The sequence below is a fragment of the Paenibacillus forsythiae T98 genome (assembly GCF_000520735.1).
GTDB classification, from domain to species: domain Bacteria; phylum Bacillota; class Bacilli; order Paenibacillales; family Paenibacillaceae; genus Paenibacillus_AQ; species Paenibacillus_AQ forsythiae.
This window is the reverse complement of record NZ_ASSC01000474.1, coordinates 1-317: the sequence shown is the minus strand read 5'-3', so window position 1 is coordinate 317 and position 317 is coordinate 1. Positions and strand designations below refer to the sequence as shown.

1 protein-coding gene is annotated in these 317 nt (G+C 56.8%); it reads right to left on the bottom strand.

Translation table 11 applies throughout. The annotated features are described in order from the left end of the window. A partial coding sequence (locus L692_RS28935) for an AMP-binding protein (RefSeq protein WP_036723851.1) occupies nt 1–317 on the bottom strand: 317 nt, incomplete at both ends.

Genomic DNA, 317 nt, shown 5'->3' with positions numbered 1-317 from the left:
AGCAGCAGCTTTGCTCCCGAGTCCTCGAGCATGTAACGAATGCGTTCCGCCGGATATTCCGGATCAATGGGGACATACGCGCCGCCGGCTTTTAAGATGCCGAGTATACCGACGATCATCTCTAAGGAGCGATCGGCCAGGATGGCAACACGCTCGTCTGCTTGCACGCCTTTGCCCCGTAACGTTCGTGCTAACCGATTCGCTCTTTCGTTTAGTTCGCGGTACGTCAGTTGGCTGCCTTCGTATACGACGGCTGCCTGATCCGGCGTACGCTCGGCTTGCTCTTCGAACAACTGATGAATCGTCTTCTCCCGCGG